This is a genomic window from Geomonas oryzae (assembly GCF_004117875.1).
In the GTDB taxonomy this organism is placed as follows: domain Bacteria; phylum Desulfobacterota; class Desulfuromonadia; order Geobacterales; family Geobacteraceae; genus Geomonas; species Geomonas oryzae.
In genome coordinates, this window is the sequence record NZ_RAHW01000005.1 from 137591 (window position 1) to 160531 (window position 22941).

Below are 22941 nucleotides of genomic sequence, written 5' to 3' on the forward strand. Positions count from 1 at the left end.
CTTGCAAGCGGCTGTGGGGGGTTACCGGGACGGCAGGTGCGTGTTCAAGAGCGTCTCGAAGCGGGCTGTGGCAAGTTGTTTCAGCTCCCCCACCGCCACCTCCTCACCGCGTTCAAGGGATATGGAGGTGATGCGGCAGTCGCGCATGCCGCAGGGGTTGATGCTTTGAAAGGGGGAGATGTCGGGGGCGACGTTCAGGCAAAAGCCGTGCATCGATACCCAGCGGCGCACGCCGACGCCGATGGCGGCGATCTTCCCCCCGGCGGTCCAGACCCCCGTCTTCCCCGGGACGGTGAACCCGGCGACGCCCTGGCTGCCGCACATCTCGATGAGAAAGAGTTCCAGGAAGCGGAGGTAGCGGTGCAGGTCGCGTCCGCGCCGTCCGAGATCGAGGATGGGGTAACCGACCAGTTGGCCGGGGCCGTGGTAGGTGACGTCGCCTCCCCGGTTGACCCGGTGCGCCGTTATCGCGGGATCGAGCAGGTTGCCGTTGTCGCCGCCGGCGCCGATGGTGTAGACGGGGGTGTGTTCGAGAAGGATGAGAGTCTCCTCCCCCCCCTGTTGCACTTCGCCTACCAGGCGCTCCTGCAAGGCGAGCGCCTCCGGGTAACCGATCACCCTAGCGTCGTGAACGACCATGTCAGCCGTGGATGGCGCGCTTGTCGAGGTCGAGCGCCGCCTCCTTCATCGCCTCGGAGAGGGTGGGATGGCCGTGCACGGTGAGGGCGATGTCCTCGCCGCTGCCGCCGAAGCTCATCACGGTGACCGCCTCGGCGATCATGTCGGAAGCGCGGGGCCCCAAGATGTGTACGCCTAGAAGCCGCCCCCCCTTCTCCTCGGTGAGGAGCTTCACGAACCCTTCGGTCTCGTCCATGCACTTGGCGCGGCCGTTCGCCATGAAGTTGAATTTGCCCGCCTTGTAGGCGATACCCTCCTCCTTGAGCGCCTCTTCGGTCTTGCCGACCGAGGCCGCCTCGGGCCAGGTGTAGCAGACGCCGGGGATGCAGCCGTAATCGACCTGGCTCGGCTCGCCGTGCATCCGCTCGACGCAGACCGCCCCCTCCTCCATCGCCTTGTGGGCGAGCATGGGACCTGCGATCAGGTCGCCTATGGCGTAGATCCCGGCGACGTTCGTGGCATAGTCGGCGTCGACCTTGATGCGGCTGCCGTCCATCGCGATGCCGAGCCCCTCCAGGTTCAGCCCGCCGGTAAGCGGCCTGCGCCCGACCGCGACGAGGACCTTGTCGCAAAGGATCTCCTGAGGCCCGCCTTCCCCCTCGATGCGCGCGGCGAGGCGTCCCTCCTTCTTCTCGACGCCGGCCACCTTGGCACCCAGCATGAACTGCATCCCCTGCTTCTTGAGCGAGCGCAGGAGCGCCTCGGCCACCTGGCCGTCGCTCCCCGCGACAAGGCGCGGCAAAAGCTCGACCACGGTCACCTTGGCGCCCAGCCTCAGCCACACCGAGCCGAGTTCGAGGCCTATGTACCCTCCCCCCACGACGAGCAGGTGCTCCGGGACCGAGGTGAAGGAAAGCGCCTCGCGGGCGGAGACGACACCTTCGCCGTCAAAGGGAAGGAACGGGAGTTGTACGGCGTCGCTGCCGGTGGCGATGATCACCTTCTTGCCGGAGATGATGGTGTTCTGCTCACCCTTCACCTCGACCCGGTGCGTGCCGCTCTCAGGCGCAAGCATGGTCGCCGTGCCGAGAAAGCTCGTGATGCCGTTTTTCTTGAAGAGATAGGCTATGCCGTCGGTGAGCTTCTTAACGACATCTTCCTTGCGCGCCATCATGCGGGAAAGGTTGAGGACGGGTGGCTGCACCTCGATGCCGTGGCCGGCGAAGCGGTGCAGCGCCAGGTGGTAGAGTTCGCTCGAGTCGAGGAGCGCCTTGCTCGGGATGCACCCCTCGTTAAGGCAGACGCCCCCCATGGAGCCGCGCTTCTCGACGACGGCGACCTTCATGCCGAACTGGGCGCCCCTGATGGCGGCGACGTACCCGCCGGGGCCGGCGCCGATTACTATGAGATCGAAGTTTTCTTCGGACATGGTTTCCCTCCAGCTTGCATCGATTTCAGTTTCAGGTTGACTCACTTTGCTCCTAGCACTCGAGCAGCATCTCCTCCGGGTCCTCGATGTACTCCTTGACGAGCTTCAGGAAGCCGACCGCCCCCTTGCCGTCCACGATCCTGTGGTCGTATGAGAGTGCCAGGTACATCATCGGGCGCACGACGATCTGCCCGTCCACCACCACGGCGCGCTCCTGGATGTTGTGCATCCCCAGCACACCGGACTGGGGCGGGTTCAGGATCGGCGTGGAGAGCATGGAACCGTAAATGCCGCCGTTGGAGATGGTGAAGGTCCCCCCTTCGAGGTCGGAAAGGGCGATGCGGTTCGTGCGCACCTTTTCGGCGAACTCGGCGATGGCGAGCTCGATCTGGGCGAGCCCCATCTTCTCCGCGTCCCTCAAGACCGGCACCACCAGGCCGCGCTCGCCGCCGACCGCCACGCCGATGTCACAGAAGTTGTGGTAGACGATGTCGTCCCCCTCGATGCTGGCGTTCACGTCCGGGAACTCGGCAAGCGCGGCGCAGCAGGCGCGCACGAAGAGCGACATGAAACCGAGCTTCACGCCGTGGCGCTTTTGGAAGTGCTCGCCGTGCTTCTTTCTCAGCCTGATCACCTCGCTCATGTCCGCCTCGTTGAAGGTGGTGAGCATGGCGGTGTGCTGGCGCACCGAGACGAGGCGCTCGGCGATGCGCTTTCTGATCTGCGTCATCGGCTTGCGCACGATGCGCCCCTCTTCGGCCGCCTCCTTGGTCGCCGTTTTTTGCGGCGGGGTGGCGGGTGCCGCGGGGGGAGCCGTAACGGGCTTACTGGGGGTAGCCGGCGTCGACTCGACCGGGGCGGGCTTGACCGCGGCAGGTTGCGCCGCCTCTCCCTTCGCCGCCTGCGCCTTCATGAGGTCGTCGTTGGTGACCCGGCCGCCGCGGCCGCTTCCCTGGACCTCGCCCGGCTCCACGCCGAGCTCACGGGCCAGCTTGCGCCCCGACGGGGACATCGGGGGGGCGGCGCCTTGCGCTGCAGTTTTTTGTGGCGCCTGCGCGGCCGCGGGTTTGGGCGCCCCTTCGGTCTGGGCGCCGCGCGCGTCGATCGTCGCGATCACCGCGCCGATCTTCACCGTCTCTCCCTCGCCGGAGAGCACGGTCAGTACGCCGTCCGCGTCGCTGGTCACCTCCAGGGTCACCTTGTCCGTCTCGATCTCGCACAGCGGCTCGTCCTTGGCCACCACGTCGCCCGTCTTCTTGAGCCACCTGGCGATGACCGCCTCATAAACCGACTCGCCGACTGCCGGAACCTTGATATCCATGTGCATCTCCCTTTATTCTTAACGGCCGTTCTACGTTCTATGTTCTACGTTCTACGTTTAACTTCAGAGAACCTCTTCTATTTCTGCAGCACAGAAAGACCCCTTCCCTAATCGGGCATGCCACTTAATGGAGTTAATAAGGGGTTAACTTAGAACGTAGAACATAGAACTTAGAACGTCTTCTAGATTTTCAGCGCTTCGTCAACGATGCGCTCCTGCTCGACACGGTCCAGCCGGTGCGAGCCGGAGGCGGGGGCGGCCGCGTCGGGGCGCCCTACGTACCTGGGAACGCTTCCCAAAAGCTCGCTCAGCGGCTCGTGGATGAAGCGCCAGGCTCCCATGTTACGCGGCTCTTCCTGAACCCAGGTGTAACGGACGCCGGCGGGGAAACGCTGCAGCTCGTCGCGCAACTGCTCGATGGGGAGCGGATAGAGCTGCTCTATGCGCAAAAGGGCGCTCCCCTGCAACTGCTCTTTCCTGATGCGTCCCAAAAGGTCGTAGTAGATCTTGCCGCTGCAGATGATCACCTGGCACACCGCTTCGCCGGCCGCGGGCTCGGCGATCACCTCGCGGAAACCGCCGGAACTCAGCTCCTCGAGCCTGGAGACGCAGTCGGGGTGGCGCAGAAGACTCTTCGGGGTGAAAAGGACGAGCGGCTTTCTGAAGGGCTGCAGCATCTGCCGGCGCAGAACGTGGAAAAGCTGGGCAGGTGTGGTGGGATAAACCGCCTGTATGTTGCCGGCGGCGGCAAGTTCGAGGAAGCGCTCGATGCGGGCGCTGGAGTGCTCCGCCCCCTGCCCCTCGTAGCCGTGCGGCAGCATGAGGACGAGACCGCTGGAGCGCTCCCACTTGGCCTCACCGCTCACCAGGAACTGGTCGATGATGACCTGGGCGCCGTTAACGAAGTCGCCGTACTGGGCCTCCCAGATGGTGAGGGCCTCAGGGGCTTCGAGGGAATAGCCGTACTCGAAGCCGAGTACCGAGAATTCCGCCAGCATGCTGTCGAAGGCGCAGAAGTGGGTCCCCTCCGGTACCGCGGCGCAGAGCGGCAGGTAGGTGGCGCCGCTTTCCTGGTCGAAGAGGGTGCTGTGGCGGTGGCTGAAGGTGCCGCGCCGCACGTCCTGGCCCGAGAGGCGCACGGAAACGCCCGAGGAGAGGAGCGAGGCGTAGGCGAGGGTCTCGACGTTGCCCCAGTCGAGCGGTCCCCCCTTCACCACGGCATCCCTGCGCTTTTGCAGCACCGCGGCGACCTTGGGATGGGGGGTGAAACCGTCGGGGATGCGCGCGAGCCGCTCGGAGAGATCGAGCAGCGTGGCGGAGGGAACCGAGGTCGGCACGGCCACCTTCGCGACGCCCGGTTTCATCCCGCTCCAGTGGGCGAGGAAGGCCGACTCCACCGGGGCTGCCTGGCGCTCGCCGGCCTGGGCCAGCCGCTGCACCACCTCGTTCTCGATCTCTTTAAGCACATCCTCCTCGAACCCCTCGGCCAAAAGCTCCATCTCGTAGAGCGAGTGCAACTGGGGGCGGAGCTTGATCTGCTGGTACATGAGCGGCTGGGTGAAGTAGGGCTCGTCCCCCTCGTTGTGGCCGTGCCTTCTGTAGCAGATCACCTCGACCACCACGTCCTTGCGGTAGCGGTCGCGATAGGCAACGGCGAGTTCGGTCACATGCACCACGGCCTCGGCGTCATCGCCGTAGACGTGGAACACCGGGGCCTGCACCATCTTCGCGACGTCGGTCGCGTAGTGACTGGAGCGCGCATCGACGGCGCTCGTCGTGAAACCGATCTGGTTGTTGAGGACGATGTGGAGGGTGCCGCCGGTCCGGTAGCCGGCAAGCTGGGAGAGGTTCAAGGTCTCGGCCACCACTCCCTGGCCGGAGAAAGCGGCGTCGCCGTGGATTAAAAGCGGGAGCACGCGGGTTTCCCCGTCGCTGCCGATGCGGTCCTGGCGCGCACGGCATTTCCCCTGCACCACCGGGTCGATCGCCTCGAGGTGGCTCGGGTTGGAGGTAAGGGTCAGGTGGACGGTGCCGCCGTCGGCACCAGGGACGTTCACCGAGAACCCCTTGTGGTATTTCACGTCCCCCTCACCGACGACGCCGTACTCGGAGTTGTCCGCGAACTCTGCGAACATGTTCTCGTAGGGCATGCCGAAGATGTTGCACAAAACGTTCAGGCGACCGCGGTGCGGCATGCCGAAGACGACGTCGGTGACCCCCAGGGAGGCCGCCTTGGCGACGGCGGCGTCCAGCATCGGGATGAGGACGTCTCCCCCCTCGAGGGAGAAGCGCGTCTGGCCGGGGAACCTCTTGTGCAGCTCGCGCTCGAAGAGGGAGGCTTCCTTGAGCTTTTTCAGCAAAAGGAGCCGCTTCTCCCTGGTGAAAACGCCGCGGTTGCCCACCGGCTCCATACAGTCGATGAGCCACTGCCGCTCGTCCGGGTCCTGCAGGTGCATGAACTCGACGCCGACCGACCCGCAGTAGGTGCTGCGCAGCACCTGCAGGATGTCCTTCAGGGTGGCGCTTTTCTTCATGAAGCGCCTGGTATGGAAGGTCTTGTCAAGGTCGGACGGGTCCAGCCCGAAGGTCGACAGCGAGAGGAGAGGATGCTCTATCCGGCAGGGTGAAAGGGGATCGGTGCACGCCAGCAGGTGCCCGATGTCGCGGTAGCGGTAGATGAGGGACTGTACCGAGGACTGTTTGAGAGCCTCCTCGGATCCCGGCGCCGGGGGGGTGCCGGGCGCCGGAGCGGCGGCTCCCAGATCAAAACCGGTGAAGAATGCCCGCCATTCCTCGGAAAGCTTTTCGGGCTCACGTTTCCATAGTTCGTACTGGTTCTCAATCCACTGGGGGGTCAGGTTGTCTAATATACCCATCGATCTGCTCCTTTTCATGAACACGGAGAGTGTAGCAGATGAGGGTTTCGTTTCAAGCGGAGCGTTTTTTCGCGTACCGCCAAACCTGAATTTTTTCAAGGGTGATCATGCCGCCGTCCATCATCTCCTCCACGGCGGGAAGGATCGCCTCGACGCGCACCCGTTCGTCGACCACCTCGATCACCATCGGGAGATCGGTGGACAGACGCAGCAGCCGATCGGTGTGGTACATGCTGTGCGCGCCGAAGCCGGCCACGCCGCGCAGCACGGTAGCACCGGCGAATCCCTCCTTGCGAAACAGTTCGACTAGCGACTCGTAGAGCGGGATGTGCTTGTACTTGTCGCGCTCCCCGATGTAGATCCTCAGGAGAACCTGCTCGCCGAGCATACCCTTCCTGTCACTTTCCAGGCTCATGTCCCTCACCTTCATAGGCACGCTTCCCTCCATGTGTATTTATATAGATGCAAAGGCGCAGGCCGCCGTGACTGCGGGGCGCGGGGCTACAGCCAGCGGGCCGTCTGTATCCCGAGCCAGGTGCAGGCAAGGCAGGCGACTACGCTGAGCAAGATATTGGTAAAGGCAAGGAGCAGCGCTCCCTCCTCGACGAGGCGGAAGGTTTCCAGGCTGAAGGTGGAAAAGGTGGTTAGTCCACCCAGAAAGCCGATGGTGATGGCAAAACGCAGGGTAGGGGGGATCAGCGCGCTCCTGATGGAGAACTCCATGACGAGGCCGATCAAAAACGCCCCGATGATGTTGACGGCAAGGGTGCCGTAGGGGAAGCCGGTACCGCAGATGCGGTACACGAAGCCGGAAAGGAAATACCGGGTCAGACAGCCGGCCGCCCCGAGAAGGGCTATGAGAAGTACCTGCTCCATGAAAAAACCAGCCGTTTTTAGAAGTTCCAGCCGAGCCTCAGACCGAAGCTGTCGGAAGAGGAATCGGGCTGGAAGTAGTAGGTGCCTTGCACTGCCCTCAGGTCGGACCGCGCAAAACGCAGGGCATCGAAGACGAGCGACGCCCGGAAGTTGCCGTATCCGGCGCCCAGTTCGGCGAAGCCGCTCAGCCTTCCCTTGGGATGGAAGGTGGTCTTGCCGCTGCCGCTGAAGTCGATGGTGTTACCCACGTAGAAGGGGTACTTGGCACCCGCTTCGGCAGATAGCCTCACCCGGCCCAGCGGAGCATCGGCGCGTGCACCGATCCGTGTGTAACCGACCTGCCACCCCTCGGTGTAGCCGGAGACGCTGGTCCCGTCGGAAGCGGTCGAGTCCTGCAGGTCCCGAAACCATCCCTGGTAACCGACGCCGGCAAAAGGCTCCAGACGCGCGGGGCCGGTCTCGAAGCGGTAGCCCAGGTCGAACTCCCCTTTTCCGCCCAAGTAGCTTACGCGGGTGTCGACCGGCACCGATTCGGGCGCCTGGGTCTGCCCCTCGTAGGAGACTTCGCCGCCGAATAGTTCGACCCTGGCGCGGAGGGCAACCGATGAGGAAGTTACCGCACCAAGGCGCACACCCGCGCAGAAAAGCGGGCCGTGCTCCTTGAGCAGGGTCTTACCACCGTTACGCTCCTTCCAGGTGAAGTACTGGGGGCCTAGGTACGGGGTGAGTTCTTCCAGGCCTGCCGCAGCCGAGGGAGCGGCGCAGCAAAGAACTATGGCTGCGACCGCGAGGTATTTCGTCATCTCATCCCCCGAGCCGTCAGACGGCCGTCTCTTCTTTCTTCTTGCGCGGCGCGCGAGGCTTCTTCGGCTTTTCCTCGGACGCGGCAGCGGGCTCAGCGTCCTTCGCGGCGCCACGCTTCGCGGATGCCTTTGCCTTCACGGCGGGCGCCTTTTCGGCGGCCGGCTCGGCGTTCGCCGGCTTGGCAGCTTTCGCGGGCTTGGCGGCCTTGGCCGGCTTCGCCTTGTCGGACTTGTCGGACTTGTCGGACTTGTCGGACTTGGCGGTATTGGCGGTATTGGCGGAATTGGCGGAATTGTCGGACTGGGCGGCCGCCTTCTTGGACTTCGCGGCTTTTGCCGGTTTGGCGGGCTTTGCCTGCTCGACCGCAGCGGCTTCGGCGGCTGCCGGGGCCACGGCGGTGGACTCGGCGCCCTTGGCCTTCTTGGGGCGGGCCGGTTTCTTCTTTGCGGCTACCTCGGCCTTGCCGGCTTCGGCGACTGGTGCTGCCGCCGGCTCCGCCGCTTTACTCTGTGGGGCGGGGGCCGGTGCCTCGGCTCGCGCCGGTGCCTTGGTCTTGGCTTCAGGCGCGGCTGCCTCTACGGCAGCGGCTCCTTCAACGACAGCAGCCTTCGGCTTGCGCGCAGGGCGTGCCTTCTTGGCCGGTTTCTCCGGCACGGCGGCGGGCTCGGCTGCCGGGGCGGGGGGCGCGGACTCGGCCACGGGGACCGCCACACCGGCTACCACGGCCTCAAGGACGGCCTCGACTGCTCCACCCTTGCCGCGGCTCCTCTTCTTGCGTGCAGGCTTCTTCTCCGCGGGGGCTTCGCCCGGGGCAGCGGTCTCGACGACGGGCATCGCTTCGGCGGCAACGGCCACCGGTGCGGCGGTTTCGGACTCTTCGCCGGCTACCTGCACCTCACCCGCTGCGACGGCCTCGTGACCGCCCTTGCCGCGCCGTCTCTTGCGACGACGCTTCTTCTTGACCTCTTCTAAAGGCTCGCCCGACGCCGGATGCTCGGCCCCGGCCTCCTCGGCCTGCTCGGAAGCGGCGCCACCCGCGGCAAGTTCCCCGGCATCGCCAGGCAACTCGACCTCGGCCTCGGCCGGGTGGGCGGCCGCCTCGGCACCTCCCCCCTTGCCCCGCTTGCGCTTTCTGCGCCGCTTCTTCTTGTGCTCCTCCGGCTCGCCCTCTACGGTCACCACGAGCTCCGCACCGCTCGGCTCCTCGACCACGGCGACCGGCACCGCCTCGGCATGCATCTCGGGCTCGGCGGCCTTCTTCCCTTTTTTCTTCTTCTTGCGCCCGTCGGCGGCGGCCTCGGCGGGCGCCTCCTCCTTGGCAACGGGACGCGCCGGCTGGACCTTCTCCTGGGGCTGCTCCTCGACCTTCTCCCGCTTGACGAGTTCCAGGTCCATCTGGTTCAGGAGATAAGACGGTTTCCCCTTGACGGTCACCTCGATGTCGTAGTCGTTCTCGATCCGGGAGAGTTCGTGACGCTTGCGGTTCAGAAGGTAGTAGGCGATCTCGAGGGGGAGACTTCCCACCACCTCGCCGATGGTCCCCTTGGCGGCCGCCGCGTGCACCTTCCTCAGGAAGGAGAGCGCCATCGCCTCGACCGACTTCACCTTGCCGCGCCCGTCACAGTGCGGACACTCCAGGGTGCTCGCCTGGTTCAGGGTCTGGCGGATGCGCTGCCGGGACATCTCCAAAAGGCCGAACTCGGAGATGCGGGCAACGTTCACGCGCGCCTTGTCCGCCTTGAGCGCGCTTTTCAGGGTCTTCTCCACCTCGGCGTTGTGCTTTCTGTCACGCATGTCGATGAAGTCGATGACGATCAGCCCGCCCAGGTCGCGCAGCCTCAGCTGGCGCGCTGCCTCTTCGGCGGCCTCCAGGTTGGTCTTGAACGCGGTGTCCTCGACCCCCTTCTCGCCGGTGGACTTGCCGGAGTTGACATCGATGGAGACGAGCGCCTCGGTCGGCTCGATGAAGATGGAGCCCCCCGATTTGAGCGGCACCTTTTTCTCGTAGATCAGGTCGATCTGCTCCTCGAGCTGGTAGCGCGAAAAGAGGGGACGCTTCTCCTGATGCATCTTTACGAGCTTCTCGAACGCGGGATCGATCTCCTTGAGCGCCTCGCGCACGTCCTGATAGACGTCCTTGCTGTCGACGAGCACCTCGTCTATGTCGGCGGAGAAATAATCCCGGATGGTCCTGATGATCAGGGCGGACTCCTGGTAGATCATCCCCGCCCCTTTCATGGAGAGCCCTTTTTCGCGGATTCCCTGGTACAGCGCCACCAGACTGTCGAAGTCCTTCTGCAGCTCCTCACGGGTGCGCCCCATCGCCTCGGTGCGGATGATGTATCCGTACCCCTCGGGGATGGTCATCTCGGCGATCATCTCCTTGAGCTTCTTGCGCTCCCCTTCGCTCTCAACCTTGCGCGAGATCCCGGCGGAATCGCTTCCCGGCATCACCACCATGTAGCGTCCCGGCAGCGAGACGTACGTGGTGAGGGCGGCGCCCTTGTTGTCGCGCTCCCCCTTCTCCACCTGGACGATCAGTTCCTGCCCCCTTCTCAGCACCTCCTGGATGCGGGGACGGCGGTGGCGCTGGTCCTCGGGGATATCGTCACGCCATTTCCAGTTCTCGGGGTGCAGCTCTCCCATCTGCAGAAAGCCTAGCTTCTTGAGCCCGATGTCGACGAAGGCGGCCTGCAGCCCCTGCTCGACGCGGACCACGACCCCCTTGTAGATGTTGCCGCGCGTCTGCTCGTTGCCGGCGATCTCGACATCGAGATCCACCAGACGTCCATCCTCCACGATTGCCACGCGCGCCTCTTCCGAGTGCAGCGCATTGATCAGCATTTTTCTTGCCATAGATTGGTTGTTCCCTTTCCTTTTGGGGCTGCGGGCTCCGGCGACGGTGCCGTCCGGTGCCTCTCGCGCCCAGGTTTGTTGTCTCGCCGGCAGTGCCGGCCGATTTCTACTCGTATATGCAGTCCCGATGAAGATTCGGGGCGGGCAAGGTTAATGAAAACCGAGTGATTATAGCAGAGTTTCTTTCTCACGCACTATAAAAAAACGGAGTGTACACGCGGCATTAAGGCATTCACAGCGGCCCTTGCACCGGTGGGCGTGTTCCACATGAAGGGCGACAGGATGAGATCCACATGAATACGGCCGCAAATTCAGCAACTTACCAGGGGCAACCATGCAAGCCCGACCCCGGCACCGCCTCTGAACCACACAGGTATACAGGTCGGGAAGATGTCCTCTTTTGGTGTAGCGGGAGCCCGGTCTTCCAGCCTGTCCGGCACCCCTGCCATTAAATTAGCTGTTTATGGCGCACCGGAAGTGTGCTATTGGATTTCGTCAAACCACGCCCGAAGGTACGCCATGCCAGGTATCAGAATAGACACCACGCCGCTTAACCCGATCTACCTGGAAATGGGGGCGGCGGTCCAGGACTGCCAGAGAATCGAGCTTTACATCTCGTTCATCGTGACGCTCCTTATCGAACTCTCCGACGGGGCTCTCACCGAGGAGGAGTTCAGCGGATCGATGGAGATCCTCGGTTCCCAGACCATGGGACGGCTGATGGAGGAGATCAAGGAGAAGGTCGGCTTCAACGACCAGGCGGTGCATGCACTGCGGCTGGCGCTCAAGGCGAGGAACTTCCTGATCCACCGCTTCTACAATGAGCGCTCCGACCTGCTGCTGACCGGCGAGGGGCGCGAGAAGGCACTTCGTGAGGTTCGCTCCAAGAGGGCGACGCTGCACGCGGCAAATGCGGTGCTCGATTCCGTCATGAAGGACCTGGTGCGCCTGAAAGGGATCGACCTGGAACAGTTCAAGGCGGAGCTGGAAGAAAGATTCGAGTCCTGAAAAGGACCCAAGGAGAAAAGCTGCATGCTGCGAGATTCCCAGACCATAGGCACCATGGCCCACGTCATACAGCTCTCGGTCGCCCCGGTCTTCCTTCTGACCGCCATCGGGACCATGCTGAGCGTCATGATCAACCGGCTCGGGCGCATCATCGACCGCGCCCGCTACCACGAGGGAAGGCTCGAGACCGTCTCCTCCGACGGCCTGCCCAAACTCCACGCAGCACTTGCCACCCTCAAACGCCGCGCTGACCTGATCGGTCACGCCATCTTCCTGTGCACGGCTACCGCGGTCCTCGTCTGCACGGTGATCGCAATGCTCTTCATCGGCGATTACCTGCGCTACGACGTCTCGGTCCCGGTCGCGGTGCTCTTCATCGTCGCCATGCTGCTCATGGTGGCGGGACTCATCAACTTCCTGCGCGAAATCTTCATCGCCAAGGAAAGCCTGCAGATCGGCCCGAACACGGTAGTCAAATGATCCGGCGCCCCGAGCGGGGCCCGCAGGAGGCACGCCATGTATGTCCGCGACCTTGCCCTCTTCCCCGTCTTCGACAGCCATTTCCACATCATCGATCGCCGCTTCCCACTCGTGGAAAACCAGGGGTTTCTCCCTGACGATTTCACCTGCCGCGATTACCTCGAGCGGAGCGCCGGCATGAACCTGGCCGGTGGCGCCATCGTCTCCGGATCGTTCCAGGCCCTGGACCAGACCTACCTGGAGGACGCACTCGCCACCCTGGGGCCGCGCTTCGTGGGGGTTACGCAGCTCCCCGCCTCGGTCAGCGACGAGGAGGTCTTGCGCCTCGACCGGCTCGGCGTGCGCGCCGTGCGCTTCAACATTAAGCGGGGCGGGTCCGAAAACGTGGAACACCTGGAAACGATGGCCCGCCGGGTGCACGAACTGGCCGGGTGGCACGTGGAGCTCTACGTCGACTCACGCGAGCTTGCCCCCCTAAAGAGCACCCTCACCCGGCTCCCCGCGGTCAGCATCGACCACCTGGGGCTTTCCCGCGAGGGTCTGCCGACGCTACTTGCGCTCACCGAGCGCGGGGTGCGGGTGAAGGCAACGGGCTTCGGCCGCGTCGATTTCGACGTACCGGCCGCCCTGCGAGACTTCTGCAGCGCCAACCCCGACGCCCTCATGTTCGGCACCGACCTCCCTTCCACACGCGCCCCGCGCCCCTACAGCGACGACGACCTGCGGCTCGTAGTAGACACGCTCCCCCCCGAATTAGCGCAGAAGGTTCTCTGTCAAAACGCGCTCAGCTTCTATCGTCAAAACGATATATAGTCAAAAGTTTACTCAAAGCAAAGAATCAAGCTTAATTATTTTAAAATAATTTGACTTTATTCCATTTTATATTAAAAACATAGATCACTTCTGCGAGCAGGTATAGTTTTTTCTCAGGATTTTTACTTACAATAGCCCCTGAGACTATTCTTACGAAAGCAGGTAAGATGGCAGAGATCTTCTTCATAGCCAGTGACGAACGAGCACTCGATCTTGTGGAGAGTCTGCGCATCCAGTCGTTGAAAAGTCTTACTTTCGAAACCGACTTGGCCAGCGCAGTGAAGAGACTTCACAAAGAGAATCCGCGTTTCGTCTTCATACAGTCCAGCCTGGATGGTATTGCGTGCGACGAGATAGCGACGCAGGCCAGGATGCTCGTGGACAACGCGGACCTGCGACTCATCCTGCTGGGAGATGACGACGCGCCCCCCGGCTTCCCGCCGCCAGGCTTCGCCGCGTCACTCAGCCTCACCCTGCCTACTGCACAATTGACCTCCGACGTGCTGCAGCTCCTTTCCGAGGATTTTGCCCAGACCACCACAGCGCCTTCCGCATTGATCCTCGATGATCTCCCGGATTTTGAAATCCCCAGCTTTGACAGCATCGCTGAGCCGCACCCGGCACCACACTGGCCGTCCGAACCTCCCGAGCCGCTGGTCTTCGACGCGGAAGCGCTGCAGGGGCCGACGGTGGAAAAGCCCCCCGAGATCACCGGGTCCGACGAAATCGTGTTTTTCGTCGCCGCACCGCCCCCGCAACAGGAGCCCGCGGAAGCTCCCGCCGAGCCGACGGAGCAGGCCGCAGTGCAGGAAGCCGCGCCCCAGCGAAAAGAAAAGGGACACGGCACCCGGCCGAAGTCCCTGTACCCGAGCCCGGACCAGATCTACCGCAAGCCCCCTGAGCTGTGCGGCGTGCCGGAGGAAGGGGACGAACCTGCGGTGCCCGAGGGGCCGGAAACCAGACGCCTGACACGCCCGCTTTACGTCGGCATTGCCCTGCTCTTCGCAGGCGTGCTCTTCTGGCGCCTTTTTGCACACGAGCCCGAGCCGCAGCCGGTGCAGAAGCCTGCAACGGTTCCGGCCGCTCCGTCCGGCAAGACCGTCGCGCAACCGGTACCGACACCGGCCGCGTCCGGTGAGCAGCAGGCGTTGCCGCTGTTCATCCCGAGAGTCCCCGCCGACGCGGCATATGCCGCGGCCCATCCCGGCTGGGAGCGCTACGAGAACGAGAAGGTCGAGTTCCGGGTCTTCCGCGAAGGGGGGCGGATCATGGCGATCCAGGCCCTTCCCGTGGGCGACGCCGAGATCGGTGAAAGCCAGGTACCGGCCTGGTTCCGGGAAGCGGTGGGTGCCGAGATGCCCGCAAAGGGGAAGTTCAAGGAGGCTGACGGCGTCAAGGTCGAAACAAGGCGCGCCCCCGGCGGCGCCGAGGTCGCCATCTACCGCACCCCGCAAAGCCGCATCCTGGGTGTGGTGCTTCAACTCGCCGCCCAGCGGCAAAAATAGAAGGCAATCAAGAGGCGACGCACCGCAGCAGTCAGCCTTCGTGTAGCGCAGCAGCCAATCTTTTTCAGGGAGTTTGCATGCCGGTTCAACTCGAAACGAAGCACCTGGGCCTAGCCCTCATGTTCCTGACCGCCTTCCCGCTGACCTCTTACAGCATCGAAAAGAAGTTCGAGTTGGAACCCGCCACCCTCGCCCGGAAATACCCCATGCCTGCACCGGCACCCAAGGCTGCGCAGCCGGCGCCGCAAAAGGCCGCCCAGACCGCGCCGCAAAAGGCTACGGGAACGCCGACCTACAAGGTCAAGCGCGGCGACTTCATCTACAGGGTGCTTGCCCGCGAATACGGGCTGACCGGAGACCGCGCCGTCGCCGTCGCGCGCAGGGTGAAAAGCGCCAACCACCTCTCAGACATCAGAAGGCTGAGGGTCGGTTCGACGCTCCTGATCCCCATCGATCCCCCGGCACGCGGGACGGCCAAGGGAAGACCGCGCCACGCCTCCAAAATGGCGGCTAAGAAGGCATCGCCCGGCGGCGAGACCACCATGATGGTCCTGCAGGCTCCGGCGCGGCAGGCAACCCCGTCGCGTGCGGCGCTGGCCGACGCCGAGGCGGTCCAGCAGGCCTCCCACGTCTGGCCGCAGTTGATCCCCAACGCGCCGTCGGTGAAGGCCCAACTCGACTACCTCTCCGGCGCCTTCTCCCTTTCGCTCGATCCCGAGAAGTACCCGTTACTGGCAACCCAGGACGGCGGTGCCATCCTCGTCGACGCGAGCGGTACGCTTCCGCCGCTGGTCAAAAACCTGCTGCAGGAGAAGAACCCGCAACTCTCCATCGTCTCCGAGCGCGCCGACAACCCGCGTGCCTTCTACCGCGCCCTTCTGGGGGCGGCGCGCTTCTACTCTTTCGAGGAGGACTTCCTGGTCGACTTCGGCTCCGAGTGCAAGGTGACGGTGCAGGCCGACTTCAAGATCGAGAAAAGCCAGGACAGCCTGCTGCACCAGGACATCACCCTTTTGAAGATCCCCGGAAAGCGTCCCGCGACGCCGCAGGCGCTGGTCCGTCTCCTGGCGGCCAACGGCTTCAAACTGGTGGAGACGCCGTCCACCGCTCCGATCATCACAGGGAGGCCCGACGGCAACGTGCTTTACCAGATCCCGGAGAAGGACCCGAGAACCATCGCCGATGCGCTGCTTGGCGCCCTCGGCATCAGGTATCAGGCCGACAAGAACATCGACCTATACGCCGGCGACAACAACGGCGTCCGCCTGGAAATCCCGGCGTACCGCTACTTCGAGAAGAACGGCAACCGGTACGTACTTGCGCGTTTCCAGGGGGATCCGCTCGGGGACTCGCTGACGAACCTCCTGGAGGCAAAGGGATACCGGGTGATCCAGGTGCAGGACCAGGACGACCTGGAAAGCCTCTCGGACAAGCTTTTGAACCGGCTTGACATCTCCGGGCGCTACGGCGAACAGGACCTGTGGTCGGTATGGGAGCAGGGGTACGGGGTGAGGATGCCGGGCGTCATGATCAACGACCCGCGTGGGGGAAGGATCTTCATCACGGACCGCAAGGTCGATCCGCTGGTGCAGGAACTGGCCAAACTGAACGGCTACCGGCAAGAGATCCGGTAACCGTTCAGGAAGTCCTTGAAAGCCTATTTGCCGAACTGCTGGTAGGCGTTCTGAAGCAGTTCCATCTGGTCCCGGTTCATGATGGCGAGGAACCACTTCTGGTAGGACTCGGTAAACTGAACCACCTTCTCCATCGAGATGGCGTCGAGCGTCTGTTCGAGTTCCATCGCCAATTCGAGAGCCTCCCGCACCGCGGGGGGCTCTTCTTTTACCTTCTTCTCCAACTCGCGTACCTTCTTAAGGATTTCCTCGGCCTGGGCCAGATCGAGCAGCGCCGCCTCGACCACGTCGTCCAGCCTTAGTTTCCCGACCAGAGCGAAAAGCCTGGCGCGGTTTTCCCGCTCAAGGGCGCTCTTCAGCCAGATGTAGAAGATCTCGCGCTCCTCCTTGAAGAGGTTCGCGAAGTAGTGGTAGATATCGGCGCACGCGAACTCCGTTTTCTCACAGACGGTCAAGACCTGGGCCACCGCGATATCCATTTTGTACGCCATTTTTTCCTCCATCAGCAGACTTCCCCGGGGACGGGCTCCGCAGGAGCCTGTCCCCTTATACGGTCTCCGAAGACTTCTCTAATTCGAAAAAGCAAATAACTACATATCCTTACACTACAATTTACCTTTATCCGTCCAAAGCCGCAACTGTGACGGCTGGTTCGCCCCTGCTGCAGGTGCGATCCGGCGACTGTTTCATTTTGGCTGTGGCGGGTGGAAAAGGCGGCTGGTTACTCCCCGGACAAGTGCAGGTAGCAGTCCGCGCGGTAGAGGGAGGCGTCCGCGGCGAACGGGGAACGGGGGAAGGTGCGCAAGAACTTGCTGAATCCGGTCAGCGCCTCGCGGTAGTCGTGCGCAAGGTAGGCGCGCTCGGCGCGCTGGAAGAGCTCGCGCTCGCCGGGTTTGACCTGTCCCGCGGATGCGGGTGCAGACGCCTGTTTCTTAGCGGCGGCGGAAGCCGGGCGGCGGGAGGTGCTCCCCTTGACGCTCTTCCCGGGACGCACCGGCACCAGCAGCTTGTCGCCGGGATGGATCAGGTCAGGGTTTCTTATGCTGTTGAAGACCAGCATCTGCGGGAAGTAATCGGCCACCCCGATGTGCTTTTTCGAGAGCTTGGAAAGCGTGTCCCCCTGCTTCACCGTGACGGTGCGTACGAGCACCCCGTCCCTCGGGGAGGCGGGCGCCACGCCCGAGGTCTCCGGCTTCGGGGTGTAGAGAAGCATTTCGTCGGCATGGCCTGACGTGATGCCGGCGCAGAGCAGGATGAGGCTGCCGATGGTGACGAGGGTCCGTTTTGCCATCTCAGTACCTGTTGCCGAGGAGATCCTGGTAGTTGAGCGAGTTCTTCATCTGGACGCTGGTGCCGACCGCCACCCCCGGCTTCACGCGATAGGTTACCTTGATGCTGCGTCTCTCGCCGGCACCGAGTTCGTCGAGGCGCCAGAGGTAGACGCCGTTGTCGTACCTGCTGAAGGCGGGCTCGGCTGCCACCAGTTCGAGCTGGGCCGGGAGGGCGCTCTGCAGGATCACCTGCTTCGCCAGGCTTGAGCCGCGGTTCACGCAGTTCAGGTCAAGCGAGGAGACCTCGCCGGGCTTCAGCTTGCCACCCCTTGCCGCCAGGGTGAGTTCCACGATGGGGCGGGAGTAGGTGAGCTGGAGATTGACTGCGGCGGCGCGGTCCGCTGCCTCGGGCTCGAAGCGCACCGATGCGGCGGCAACGGCACCGTCGAGGGCGCTGGCCGACGTTTCCATTTCCATGATCACGTACGCCTCTTCCTTGGGAGAGAGAGGACCTACGTGGTTGATGATCGGCTCGCTGCTCTGGCGTTTGCCGTCGCGGTTCACGTCGTCGTAGAAGGTGTATGTCGCGTTCGCCGGTACGCTGGCCTTGATGGCGAACACCTCGCGCACGTTGCCGGTGTTGGTGACGACGAGCGGCACGGAAACGGTCTGGCCGGGGATGGCGACGAGTTTACCCGCGCCGGTGCGCGCCGTGACGCCGCTCACCCGCTGCACGAAGCTCGTGGCGGAGACGAAGGACTCTTTCTTGCCCAGCGCGCCGTTGACGATGTCGGCCCTGACGATGAGCTCCTGGTCGGCGAGTGCTTCGTCCTTCAGGCGGAAAGTGAGGTTGTGGTCCTGGCTCTCGCCGGACTTAAGACGCATACCGTCGAGCACGAGGGCGCCGTTTTCCTTATTGAAGCCGGCAGGCGTGCCGGAAGGCTCGTACTGGGGCGGATAGCTGACCCTGAGGGTGACGTCACGGGCCGCCGCGCTGCCGATGTTGAGCAGGGAAACACGGTAGGTGACCTTCTCGCCCGGGAGGAGCTTCGTCTTGTCGCTCTTCACCACCGCCCTCAAAAGCGGCGCCGAGGTGCGCAGCGCGATCTCTTTGGTCTGGGAAACCTCCCTGGCGAAAGCGGAGACCACCTTGACGGGGTAGCTGCTCTTCTGGCCGTCTATGTTGCCGCGCGGGATGGTCCCGACGGCCACCCCCCTGAACTTCTCCCCGACTTCGAGGGTCGGGGTGCTCTTGATGGCGACATCCGGGGTGTCGGCCGCGGCGAAATGGAAGTCGTACTCCGCCGGGAAGCCCGATTCCAGCAGGAAGCTGTCGCTGCCGTTGCCGGAGTTGACGATGTCCATCGGGATCACGAAACGTTTCCCCGCCTCCTGGGTCTCGCCGGCGGCCCCGAGCCTCACGTCGAGATCTGGGTACTGGGCCACCTCGATGTTGAAGACCTGGGTCACCTCGCCCTGCGGCGCGGGCGCCCCACCCTTCTTCACGGTCGGGTATTCGATCCCCATCTGCTGGAGCTTCGCCGTGGCGTTGGCGGCGGCGGGAGTGCCGGGGTAGCGGTCGATCACGTCCTTGTAACCTGCGATCGCCTTTTTGCGCAGCGCGGAGGATTTCCCCTTTTCCTTGCCATGCTTGGCGACGCTGACCTTTTTCTCTTTCGCTTCCCGGGGAGCGGCAGCCTTCTCGGCGGCAGCCTTCTCAACTGCGGCCTTCTCGGCAGCGGCTTTTTCGGCAGCTGCTTTCTGCGCGGCAGCGGCCCTTTCCGCAGCGGCATCGATGGCAGCCTTGTCGGCGGCAGCTTTCTCAGCGGCGGCCTTTTCGGCGGAAGCCTTGACTGCGGCGGCCCTTTCGGCGGCTGCACGCTCGGCAGCGGCCTTTTCCGCGGCTGCCACGCCGGGAGCCGGCTGTGCTGCGCTCTTCGGCGCGGCCGGAATGGCTTCACCCTTCTCGTAGCGCTCGGCGAGCTGGATGAGCTCGTCCTCTACCGTCGCCTTGAGCGGGCTCTCCGGGTAGTCCCGGAGGAACTGCGCCATGTATTTGCCCGCCTCCTGGTTGTTGCCGACCTTGTAGTTGGCCCGCGCCAGCCAGAAAATGGCCATGTCTTTCAAAGGGGTGTCCGGGTACTTCTTGAGGAGGGTGGACATGCTCTCAACCGCGGCAGGGTAATCTTTTTTCTGATACGAGTTGAACCCGGAAATAAAGATCTGCGAATCTTCGGAATCGAGAGAGAAAGCAGGCGCGGGAACGAGAAGCGCAACAAGGAGCAAGACTGTCAGGATTTTCAAGAATGAGGCACGGAAAATCTTATAAAGATGCACGTGATGAACCTTTCCGGGCTTAAGGTATAAGGCGTTGAACCTGTCGGAAAGTATCACTATAGACAACTATTGTCAACGCAGAATGGGGTTATATGGATGAGTCGCGAGCCCTGTGTTTGCGCGCCTTTCCACCATGTCTTGCCCCCTTGTAAACCGGCAGTCAACCGAGTGACTCAACGTGATGTTTCCGGGGAGGAAAGCATCGTTTTCGCTTTACCTCAAATGACTTTTCAGTTACAGAGATTTAGCCGTCGCGACAGGCACATCCATCACCCAGAAGGTAGCAATGACACGTCTGATTCTCCTCGGCACATGCTCCGCCCTTTTCTTCAGCAGCACCTTCGTCCTCAACCGCGCCATGAGCCTGCAGGGGGGACACTGGATCTGGACCGCGAGCCTGCGCTACTTCTACATGTTCTTCATGCTGGGGCTGTGGCTCGCCCTCACCGGAAAGTCGCGCCTTTTGAAGGAAGTCTTCACGGCCTTTCGAAGCAACTGGTGCTTCTGGACCGTGGCGGGGAGCACCGGCTTCGGCGTCTTCTACGCTCTGCTCACCTTCAGTTCCTCCTTCGCGCCCGGCTGGGTCGTGGCGACCACGTGGCAGTCGACCATCCTCGCCACGCCGCTCGTGCTCCTTCTCTTCGGAAAACGCGTGCCGATGCGCGGCGTCTTCTACACCGCCCTCATCTTCATCGGCATCGTCCTCGTCACCCTGGAACAAGCCGCTGCGGCCTCGCTGCGGGAAACGGTGCTGGGCATCCTCCCCGTTCTCGTTGCGGCTTTCGCGTACCCTCTCGGCAACCAGTTGATCTGGGAGGCGCGTCACGGCAAGATCGTCAGAATTCCCGAGACAAGCACCGTGGTCCTCGACGACAGCGCGGCACGCGTACTCATCATGGTACTAGGCTCGCTCCCGCTTTGGGCCGTGCTGATCCTCTTCGTGCAGCCGCCCGCCCCGTCCGCTGGACAGCTCGCCAACACCGCGATGGTGGCGGTCTTCTCGGGAGTTCTCGCCACCACCCTCTTTTACAAGGCGCGCCACCTGGCGAAGACGCCGTTCGAGCTCTCGGCCGTTGACGCCACGCAGTCGATGGAGGTGGTCTTCTCCCTGCTCGGAGAGATCGCCTTTCTTGGGGGTGCCTGGCCAGGGGCGGCGGGAGGTATCGGCATCGTACTCTCGCTTTTAGGGCTCGTACTCTACGTGAGGTCGCAGACCCTCGCGGCATGAGACATCTATATGCGGCTAGCGCCGCCCCACCAAATAAACCGGAGGTCGACATGGCAATCAAGGAAGGCTGGCGCGGCAGGTTCTTCGAGGATTTCGAGGTAGGCGACGTCTACCCGCACCCGCTGGGACGCACCATCACGAAGACCGACAACATCTGGTTCACCCTCCTCACCCAGAACACGGCGCCGGTCCACTTCGACGCGCACTATTCGGCCCAGACCGAGTTCGGCAAGCCGCTGGTCGACTCGACCCTGACGCTGGCCATTGTCACCGGGCAGAGCGTGACAGACATCTCGCAGAACGTTTTCGCAAACCTTGGGTGGGACGAGGTCACCCTCCCGAACCCGCTATTCGAGGGGGACACGCTCTACTCGCAGTCGGAGGTGCTCGCAAAGCGGGAATCGAAGTCGCGCCCGAACCTCGGCATCGTGACGGTGAAGACCACCGGCTTCACCCAAAACGGCGACATCGTGATCAGCTTCAAGAGGACCCTTATGGTGTACAAAAAGGGGCACGAGCCGAAGATCGCCCGCCTGGAGCCGAAGGGTTAGCCAATTGACATCGTTAGCGTTTTTGGCTACGATCCCAGCCTGACCAAACCAAGAGGGAGGCATTTTCATGAGTAGCGAACCGACCAGGGAAGCGACCTGGAAACTGATCGAGGAATACCTGCCGAGCGACCAGATGAGAAGGCACTCCCTCGCGGTGGAAGCGGTGATGCGCCACATGGCGCGCAAGTACGGCGAAGACGAGGAGATGTGGGGCATCGTAGGACTCGCCCACGACATCGATTACGAGCGCCACCCCGAAGAGCACTGCCACAAGGCGCCCGAGATCCTGCGCAACGCCGGCTGGCCGGAGGACTACATCCGCGCCGTGGTATCGCACGGCTGGGGGATCTGCAGCGATGTGGAACCGGTGACGAGACTGGAAAAGACCCTCTTCACCATAGACGAACTGACCGGCCTCGTCTCGGCGAGCGCGCTCGTGCGCCCGTCGAAGAGCATCCTTGACCTGCCGGTTAAGAGCGTCACCAAGAAGTGGAAGGACAAGGCATTTGCCGCCGGTGCGGACCGCTCCGTCATCGAGAAGGGTGCTGCCATGATGGGTGTCGAGTTGAACGAGCTGATCGCCGACACCATCGAGGGGATGAAGACGGCGGCCGAGGCGATCGGGCTTAAAGGAAACCTGTAAGCAGCATAGACCGCACCCCAACGTCCCCTCTCCCGGAGGGGGAGGGACAGGGAGGGGGAGCGCAGCGTCCAGTCAGCCTCCCCCCTCCCGACCTCCCCCCCTCCGGGGGGAGGAGTGTCACCTGCAAGGAGGATCGACCATGTCCCCATCCTTTCGACCGCGCGGGCCTAAGAACGTCCCGCCGAAAAGCGCCGAGGAGATCGACGAGTTGGTGCGCAAGCTAAGAGGCGAGCAGCAGCGTCCGGAAAACTACCGGGAGAAATCGCTGAAGCTGCACGGCTGGATCTGCGCCAAGTGCGGCCGCGAGTTCGAACTCGCGAACCTGCACCTGCTCACCGTGCACCACAAGGACGGCAACCACAACTACAACCCGCCCGACGGGAGCAACTGGGAAAACCTTTGCGTCTACTGCCACGACGACGAGCACAGCCGCACCATCCTCGCCGATTACCTCGAGGGGAAAAACAAAAAATAAAGGCGATTGCCGAACTGCGATGATCTTCCTCTAGGCCCTCTCCCTCCGGGAGAGGGTGCCCAAAGGGCGGGTGAGGGAGTTGCCACAAAGTTAGGTTATTGCGCGCTGCCGACGCCCTCACCCTGACCCTCTCCCGAGGGGAGAGGGGATGTGGACGCTTCTGGCTTTATCCCCTTCATCCCTGTTAGTTTGCCTTTTGCTTTTGACAAACTCCCG

General features: G+C 63.2%; 20 protein-coding genes. 9 read left to right on the forward strand and 11 right to left on the reverse strand.

Annotated features, from left to right (window positions below):
• Nucleotides 1-21: 21 nt before the first annotated feature.
• From lipB to D6Z24_RS13740, 8 genes are all read right to left on the reverse strand, one after another.
• Complete coding sequence (lipB, locus tag D6Z24_RS13705) at nucleotides 22-639, reverse strand: lipoyl(octanoyl) transferase LipB (RefSeq protein ID WP_129127166.1); 618 nt, start codon at nucleotides 637-639, stop codon at nucleotides 22-24.
• 1 nt (nucleotide 640) lies between these two features.
• On the reverse strand, nucleotides 641-2047 hold the full coding sequence (lpdA, locus tag D6Z24_RS13710) for a dihydrolipoyl dehydrogenase (RefSeq protein ID WP_129127167.1): 1407 nt from the start codon (nucleotides 2045-2047) through the stop codon (nucleotides 641-643).
• Nucleotides 2048-2099: 52 nt separating this feature from the next.
• Nucleotides 2100-3368: a 2-oxoglutarate dehydrogenase complex dihydrolipoyllysine-residue succinyltransferase gene (odhB, locus tag D6Z24_RS13715; RefSeq protein WP_129127168.1), complete on the reverse strand. Its 1269-nt coding sequence runs from the start codon at nucleotides 3366-3368 to the stop codon at nucleotides 2100-2102.
• A 182-nt stretch (nucleotides 3369-3550) separates the two neighbouring features.
• Entirely contained in the window at nucleotides 3551-6244 is a 2694-nt protein-coding gene (locus D6Z24_RS13720) for a 2-oxoglutarate dehydrogenase E1 component (protein ID WP_129127169.1), read from the reverse strand.
• A 52-nt stretch (nucleotides 6245-6296) separates the two neighbouring features.
• On the reverse strand, nucleotides 6297-6674 hold the full coding sequence (locus tag D6Z24_RS13725) for a DUF190 domain-containing protein (protein WP_129127415.1): 378 nt from the start codon (nucleotides 6672-6674) through the stop codon (nucleotides 6297-6299).
• 71 nt (nucleotides 6675-6745) lie between these two features.
• Nucleotides 6746-7120, reverse strand: coding sequence for a fluoride efflux transporter CrcB (gene crcB, locus D6Z24_RS13730; RefSeq protein WP_129127170.1), 375 nt, complete (start codon nucleotides 7118-7120; stop codon nucleotides 6746-6748).
• A gap of 17 nt (nucleotides 7121-7137) precedes the next feature.
• Entirely contained in the window at nucleotides 7138-7923 is a 786-nt protein-coding gene (locus tag D6Z24_RS13735) for a hypothetical protein (protein WP_129127171.1), read from the reverse strand.
• A gap of 16 nt (nucleotides 7924-7939) precedes the next feature.
• Nucleotides 7940-10780: an Rne/Rng family ribonuclease gene (locus tag D6Z24_RS13740; RefSeq protein WP_129127172.1), complete on the reverse strand. Its 2841-nt coding sequence runs from the start codon at nucleotides 10778-10780 to the stop codon at nucleotides 7940-7942.
• 519 nt (nucleotides 10781-11299) lie between these two features.
• Between D6Z24_RS13740 and D6Z24_RS13745 the strand changes: the two genes are divergently transcribed.
• The 5 genes from D6Z24_RS13745 to D6Z24_RS13765 all read left to right on the forward strand — a co-directional run bounded on the left by D6Z24_RS13745 (nucleotide 11300) and on the right by D6Z24_RS13765 (nucleotide 16220).
• Nucleotides 11300-11788, forward strand: a complete 489-nt coding sequence (locus tag D6Z24_RS13745; RefSeq protein WP_129127173.1) for a hypothetical protein — start codon at nucleotides 11300-11302, stop codon at nucleotides 11786-11788.
• A gap of 24 nt (nucleotides 11789-11812) precedes the next feature.
• The gene (locus D6Z24_RS13750) at nucleotides 11813-12268 is read left to right on the forward strand and encodes a DUF2721 domain-containing protein (protein WP_129127174.1); all 456 of its coding nucleotides are present in this window, start codon (nucleotides 11813-11815) and stop codon (nucleotides 12266-12268) included.
• 36 nt (nucleotides 12269-12304) lie between these two features.
• The gene (locus tag D6Z24_RS13755) at nucleotides 12305-13081 is read left to right on the forward strand and encodes an amidohydrolase family protein (protein ID WP_129127175.1); all 777 of its coding nucleotides are present in this window, start codon (nucleotides 12305-12307) and stop codon (nucleotides 13079-13081) included.
• A gap of 167 nt (nucleotides 13082-13248) precedes the next feature.
• Entirely contained in the window at nucleotides 13249-14586 is a 1338-nt protein-coding gene (locus tag D6Z24_RS13760) for a hypothetical protein (RefSeq protein WP_129127176.1), read from the forward strand.
• Between the two features lie 77 nt (nucleotides 14587-14663).
• Nucleotides 14664-16220, forward strand: a complete 1557-nt coding sequence (locus D6Z24_RS13765) for a LysM peptidoglycan-binding domain-containing protein (protein WP_129127177.1) — start codon at nucleotides 14664-14666, stop codon at nucleotides 16218-16220.
• Nucleotides 16221-16243: 23 nt separating this feature from the next.
• Here D6Z24_RS13765 and D6Z24_RS13770 read toward each other — a convergent pair whose 3' ends face one another.
• The 3 genes from D6Z24_RS13770 to D6Z24_RS13780 form a co-directional block, all read right to left on the reverse strand.
• Nucleotides 16244-16711 (reverse strand): rubrerythrin, encoded by a 468-nt coding sequence (locus D6Z24_RS13770; RefSeq protein ID WP_129127178.1) that lies wholly within the window; start codon nucleotides 16709-16711, stop codon nucleotides 16244-16246.
• A 230-nt stretch (nucleotides 16712-16941) separates the two neighbouring features.
• A complete protein-coding gene (locus D6Z24_RS13775; protein ID WP_129127179.1) occupies nucleotides 16942-17511 on the reverse strand; it encodes a LysM peptidoglycan-binding domain-containing protein in 570 nt (189 codons plus the stop codon).
• A 1-nt stretch (nucleotide 17512) separates the two neighbouring features.
• The gene (locus D6Z24_RS13780) at nucleotides 17513-19885 is read right to left on the reverse strand and encodes a tetratricopeptide repeat protein (protein ID WP_407925421.1); all 2373 of its coding nucleotides are present in this window, start codon (nucleotides 19883-19885) and stop codon (nucleotides 17513-17515) included.
• A gap of 229 nt (nucleotides 19886-20114) precedes the next feature.
• Between D6Z24_RS13780 and D6Z24_RS13785 the strand changes: the two genes are divergently transcribed.
• From D6Z24_RS13785 to D6Z24_RS13800, 4 genes are all read left to right on the forward strand, one after another.
• Entirely contained in the window at nucleotides 20115-21056 is a 942-nt protein-coding gene (locus D6Z24_RS13785) for a DMT family transporter (RefSeq protein ID WP_129127181.1), read from the forward strand.
• Between the two features lie 50 nt (nucleotides 21057-21106).
• Nucleotides 21107-21607 (forward strand): MaoC family dehydratase, encoded by a 501-nt coding sequence (locus tag D6Z24_RS13790; protein WP_129127182.1) that lies wholly within the window; start codon nucleotides 21107-21109, stop codon nucleotides 21605-21607.
• Nucleotides 21608-21674: 67 nt separating this feature from the next.
• Complete coding sequence (locus D6Z24_RS13795) at nucleotides 21675-22250, forward strand: HDIG domain-containing metalloprotein (RefSeq protein ID WP_129127183.1); 576 nt, start codon at nucleotides 21675-21677, stop codon at nucleotides 22248-22250.
• A gap of 139 nt (nucleotides 22251-22389) precedes the next feature.
• The gene (locus D6Z24_RS13800; protein WP_129127184.1) at nucleotides 22390-22725 is read left to right on the forward strand and encodes a YajD family HNH nuclease; all 336 of its coding nucleotides are present in this window, start codon (nucleotides 22390-22392) and stop codon (nucleotides 22723-22725) included.
• Nucleotides 22726-22941: the final 216 nt, after the last annotated feature.

Bases quoted from the DNA above. Each gene is read 5' to 3' on its own strand.
- D6Z24_RS13795 (WP_129127183.1), top strand. From the start codon at position 21,675: ATGAGTAGCGAACCGACCAGGGAAGCGACCTGGAAACTGATCGAGGAA.
- D6Z24_RS13740 (WP_129127172.1), bottom strand. From the start codon at position 10,780: ATGGCAAGAAAAATGCTGATCAATGCGCTGCACTCGGAAGAGGCGCGC.
- D6Z24_RS13800 (WP_129127184.1), top strand. From the start codon at position 22,390: ATGTCCCCATCCTTTCGACCGCGCGGGCCTAAGAACGTCCCGCCGAAA.
- lipB (WP_129127166.1), bottom strand. From the start codon at position 639: ATGGTCGTTCACGACGCTAGGGTGATCGGTTACCCGGAGGCGCTCGCC.
- D6Z24_RS13770 (WP_129127178.1), bottom strand. From the start codon at position 16,711: ATGGCGTACAAAATGGATATCGCGGTGGCCCAGGTCTTGACCGTCTGT.
- D6Z24_RS13735 (WP_129127171.1), bottom strand. From the start codon at position 7,923: ATGACGAAATACCTCGCGGTCGCAGCCATAGTTCTTTGCTGCGCCGCT.
- D6Z24_RS13720 (WP_129127169.1), bottom strand. From the start codon at position 6,244: ATGGGTATATTAGACAACCTGACCCCCCAGTGGATTGAGAACCAGTAC.
- D6Z24_RS13760 (WP_129127176.1), top strand. From the start codon at position 13,249: ATGGCAGAGATCTTCTTCATAGCCAGTGACGAACGAGCACTCGATCTT.
- lpdA (WP_129127167.1), bottom strand. From the start codon at position 2,047: ATGTCCGAAGAAAACTTCGATCTCATAGTAATCGGCGCCGGCCCCGGC.
- D6Z24_RS13745 (WP_129127173.1), top strand. From the start codon at position 11,300: ATGCCAGGTATCAGAATAGACACCACGCCGCTTAACCCGATCTACCTG.
- D6Z24_RS13750 (WP_129127174.1), top strand. From the start codon at position 11,813: ATGCTGCGAGATTCCCAGACCATAGGCACCATGGCCCACGTCATACAG.
- D6Z24_RS13785 (WP_129127181.1), top strand. From the start codon at position 20,115: ATGACACGTCTGATTCTCCTCGGCACATGCTCCGCCCTTTTCTTCAGC.
- crcB (WP_129127170.1), bottom strand. From the start codon at position 7,120: ATGGAGCAGGTACTTCTCATAGCCCTTCTCGGGGCGGCCGGCTGTCTG.
- D6Z24_RS13725 (WP_129127415.1), bottom strand. From the start codon at position 6,674: ATGAAGGTGAGGGACATGAGCCTGGAAAGTGACAGGAAGGGTATGCTC.
- D6Z24_RS13755 (WP_129127175.1), top strand. From the start codon at position 12,305: ATGTATGTCCGCGACCTTGCCCTCTTCCCCGTCTTCGACAGCCATTTC.
- D6Z24_RS13765 (WP_129127177.1), top strand. From the start codon at position 14,664: ATGCCGGTTCAACTCGAAACGAAGCACCTGGGCCTAGCCCTCATGTTC.
- D6Z24_RS13790 (WP_129127182.1), top strand. From the start codon at position 21,107: ATGGCAATCAAGGAAGGCTGGCGCGGCAGGTTCTTCGAGGATTTCGAG.
- D6Z24_RS13775 (WP_129127179.1), bottom strand. From the start codon at position 17,511: ATGGCAAAACGGACCCTCGTCACCATCGGCAGCCTCATCCTGCTCTGC.
- odhB (WP_129127168.1), bottom strand. From the start codon at position 3,368: ATGGATATCAAGGTTCCGGCAGTCGGCGAGTCGGTTTATGAGGCGGTC.